Source organism: Sphingomonas bacterium, from assembly GCF_903644135.1.
Taxonomy (GTDB): Bacteria; Pseudomonadota; Alphaproteobacteria; order Sphingomonadales; family Sphingomonadaceae; genus Sphingomonas.
On sequence record NZ_CAHJXA010000293.1, the window covers coordinates 1 to 3,602 of the forward strand.

5 protein-coding genes are annotated in these 3,602 nt (G+C 69.4%); all 5 read left to right on the top strand.

Annotation, left to right across the window (positions count from 1 at the left end; translation table 11 throughout):
- Nucleotides 1-46: 46 nt before the first annotated feature.
- Nucleotides 47-250: a 50S ribosomal protein L35 gene (rpmI, locus tag HUU96_RS13185; protein ID WP_174293219.1), complete on the top strand. Its 204-nt coding sequence runs from the start codon at nucleotides 47-49 to the stop codon at nucleotides 248-250.
- 11 nt (nucleotides 251-261) lie between these two features.
- Nucleotides 262-636, top strand: coding sequence for a 50S ribosomal protein L20 (rplT, locus tag HUU96_RS13190; protein WP_174293220.1), 375 nt, complete (start codon nucleotides 262-264; stop codon nucleotides 634-636).
- Nucleotides 637-738: 102 nt separating this feature from the next.
- Nucleotides 739-1,152 (top strand): hypothetical protein, encoded by a 414-nt coding sequence (locus tag HUU96_RS13195; protein ID WP_174293221.1) that lies wholly within the window; start codon nucleotides 739-741, stop codon nucleotides 1,150-1,152.
- 57 nt (nucleotides 1,153-1,209) lie between these two features.
- Complete coding sequence (pheS, locus tag HUU96_RS13200; RefSeq protein ID WP_174293222.1) at nucleotides 1,210-2,316, top strand: phenylalanine--tRNA ligase subunit alpha; 1,107 nt, start codon at nucleotides 1,210-1,212, stop codon at nucleotides 2,314-2,316.
- Nucleotides 2,313-3,602, top strand: a 1,290-nt coding sequence (ytpR, locus tag HUU96_RS13205) for a YtpR family tRNA-binding protein (protein ID WP_174293223.1), incomplete at its 3' end; no start/stop codon positions are given. The genes pheS and ytpR, both read left to right, overlap by 4 nt.

Sequence of the window (3,602 nt, forward strand, 5' to 3'; positions counted from 1 at the left end):
AGGGCTGCCGCGGCAGGCTGATGCATCGCCATTTGAAAGGACCAAAATGCCCAAGCTCAAGACCAAGAGCGGCGTCAAGAAACGCTTCAAGCTCACCGCCACCGGCCTGCTCAAGCACGGCGTCGCCGGCAAGCGCCACCGCCTGGCGCATCACAACGGCAAGTATATCCGCCAGAACCGCGGCACCAAGCTGCTCGCCAAGGCCGACACCGCAGCGGTGAAGGCCTGGGCCCCCTATGGCCTGAGCTGAGGAGCGACTAGATGGCACGCGTCAAACGGGGTGTAACCACCCGCGCCAAGCACAAGAACATCCTGGAACAGGCGAAGGGCTATTACGGCCGTCGCAAGAACACCATCCGCATCGCGCGGCAGGCGGTGGAGAAGGCGGGGCAATACGCCTATCGCGACCGCAAGGTGAAGAAGCGGACCTTCCGCGGCCTGTGGATCCAGCGCATCAACGCCGGCGTCCGCGCCGAGGGACTGACCTATTCGCAGTTCATGCACGGGCTGAAGCTCGCGGGCGTCGAACTCGACCGGAAGGTGCTGGCCGACATCGCCATGCACGAGGAAGCGGCGTTCAGCGCCATCATCGCGCAGGCAAAGGCGGCGCTGCCGCAGGAGCAGGCGGCGGCCTGAGCCGCGGTGCGGGGCCGGGCGATCCGTTCGGCCCCTCTCCCGGCGGGAACGAAGCCGCCGGTGCGTGATTGTCCGTTCCAGCACAGGAATGGAGAGCCGATGATGAAGATGCTTCTGGTCGCGGTGGCGGCACTGGCTACGCCCGCCGTCGCGCAAGGACTGGATGGGGGCCGACCCGACTGGTCCAGGGCCACGCCGATCACCATCGAGATGACCGACCAGGGCTTTGCGCCGCGCGAGATCGAGCTGCGCCGCACCGCGCCCTATGTGCTGCGGGTGGTGAACCGCTCCGGCAAGGGCCACAACCTGACCCAGAAGGTGTTCTTCCAGCTGGCGCGGGTGGCGCCATCCGACCGCGGCTGGACGCATGACGGCCGCATCTCGCTCAAGCCGGGCGAGAGCGCGACCGTCCGCTTCCGCGCGCCGGACAGCCGGCCGGGCGGCACCTATGAGTTCGGCAGCACGACGCTGGGCGATGCGGTCAGCGATTATAAGGGCGTGTTCCTGATGCGCTGATCGGGCGGCGCGCAGCAGGCAATTTGCCCGGAGCGCGAATCGCTCTAGGGGAGGCGCATGACCGACCCGGACCTCCTGACCAGCGACCTGCTTGCCGCCGTCGATGCCGCCGCCACCCCGGAGGCGCTGGAGGCGGTACGGGTGCGCGCGCTGGGCAAGCAGGGCGAGGTGACGGCGCTGCTCAAGTCGCTCGGCGGCATGACGCCCGACGAGCGGCAGGTCGAAGGACCGCGCATCCACGCCTTGCGCGAGGCAGTGACCGTTGCCCTCGCGGCGCGCAAGGCGAGCCTTGAGCAGGCGGCGCTCGACGCGCGGCTGGCGTCGGAGACGCTCGACCTGACCCTGCCCGTCGACCTGCCGCCGACCGGCACGATCCACCCGGTCAGCCAGGTGATGGACGAGCTGGCCGAGATCTTCGCCGACCTGGGCTTCGCAGTCGCGACGGGTCCGGAGATCGAGGACGACTGGCATAATTTCACCGCGCTCAACATTCCGGAGACGCACCCGGCGCGGGCGATGCACGACACCTTCTACTTCGAGCCGCAGGCGAGAACGGCCGGCGACGAGGCGCGCAGGATGCTGCTGCGTACCCATACGTCGCCGGTGCAGATCCGCACCATGCTCGCCAACAAACCGCCGATCCGCATCATCGCGCCCGGCCGTACCTATCGCTCCGACTCCGACGCGACGCACACGCCGATGTTCCACCAGGTTGAGGGGCTGGTGATCGACCGCGGCATCACGCTCGGCCATCTCAAATGGACGCTGGAGACCTTCCTCAAGGCCTATTTCGAGCGCGAGGACATCGTGCTGCGCCTGCGCCCGAGCTACTTCCCGTTCACCGAGCCGTCGGCGGAGGTCGATGTCGGCTACACCCTCATCAAGGGCAAGCGCGTCATCGGCGGCAGCGGCGATGACGCAAATGGCGGCTGGATGGAGGTGCTGGGCAGCGGCATGGTCCATCCCAAGGTCATCGCCGCCTGCGGCCTCGACCCCGCCGAGTGGCAGGGCTTCGCGTTCGGCTGCGGCATCGACCGGCTGGCGATGCTGAAATACGGCATGGACGACCTGCGCGCCTTCTTCGACGGCGATGTGCGCTGGCTGAAGCATTACGGCTTCTCGGCGCTCGACGTGCCAACGCTGTCGGGCGGAGTGGGCGCATGAAGTTCACCCTCGACTGGCTCAAGCAGCACCTCGCCACCGACGCCCCGCTCGCCACGATCGTCGAGACGCTGACCCGCGTCGGGCTAGAGGTGGAGGGCGTCCACAACCCCGGCGAGGCGCTCGCCGCCTTCACGGTCGCGCGCGTCCTCACCGCCGAGCGCCATCCGCAGGCCGACAAGCTGCAGGTGCTGTCGGTCGATGCGGGTAACGGCCCGATCCAGGTCGTCTGCGGCGCGCCCAATGCGCGCGCCGGGCTGGTCGGCGTGTTTGGCGCGCCCGGCACCTATGTCCCCGGTGCCGACATCACCCTGAAGGTGGCGAGTATCCGCGGCGTCGAGTCCAACGGCATGATGTGCTCGGCGCGCGAGCTGAAGCTTGGCGAGGAGCATGACGGCATCATCGAGCTGCCGGCCGACGCCCCGGTCGGCGCGCGCTACGCCGACTATGCCGGGCTCGTCGATCCGGTGATCGACGTCGCCATCACCCCCAACCGCCAGGACTGTATGGGCGTGCGCGGCATCGCCCGCGACCTGGCGGCGGCGGGGCTGGGCACGCTGAAGCCGCTCGCCGAGGCGTATCGGATGGCGACGCTGGAGCCGGTTGTGGGGGATGGAACCGCCCCCGACGTCCGCACCGACGATCCGGCCGGCTGCCCCGCCTTCTACGCACAGGCGGTGTCGGGCGTCGCCAATGGCGCATCGCCCGAGTGGATGCGCCGCCGCCTCGCCGCGATCGGCCAGAAGCCGATCAGCGCGCTGGTCGACATTACCAACTTCGTCTCGGTCGATCTCGGCCGGCCGCTCCACGTCTATGACCGCGCGCAGCTGTCGGGTGGCCTCGTCGCTCGCCGCGCCCACGATGGCGAGACGATGACCGCGCTCAACGGCAAGAGCTACGCGCTCGATGCCGGCATGACGGTGATCGCCGATGACACGCAGGTCCACGACATCGCCGGCATCATGGGCGGCGAGGCGTCGGGCGTGTCGGCGGCGACGACCGACGTCCTGATCGAGTGCGCGTGGTTCGACCCCGATCAGATCGCCCGCACCGGCCAGAAGCTGACCCTGACCAGCGACGCGCGCCAGCGCTTCGAGCGCGGCGTCGACCCGGCGTTCCTCGACGAGGGGTTGGCGCTGGCGACGCGGCTGGTGATGGACCTGTGCGGCGGCACCGCCAGCCCGGTGATCCGCGCCGGTACGCCGCCGACGACCCCGCGCGTCGTCCGCTACGACCCGCGCCTGTGCGCCACGCTCGGCGGGCTGTCGGTGGCACCCGAGCGGCAGGCG

Excerpts from the sequence above, each read along its gene's own strand:
- rpmI (WP_174293219.1), top strand. The coding sequence starts at position 47 with ATGCCCAAGCTCAAGACCAAGAGCGGCGTCAAGAAACGCTTCAAGCTC.
- rplT (WP_174293220.1), top strand. The coding sequence starts at position 262 with ATGGCACGCGTCAAACGGGGTGTAACCACCCGCGCCAAGCACAAGAAC.
- pheS (WP_174293222.1), top strand. The coding sequence starts at position 1,210 with ATGACCGACCCGGACCTCCTGACCAGCGACCTGCTTGCCGCCGTCGAT.
- HUU96_RS13195 (WP_174293221.1), top strand. The coding sequence starts at position 739 with ATGAAGATGCTTCTGGTCGCGGTGGCGGCACTGGCTACGCCCGCCGTC.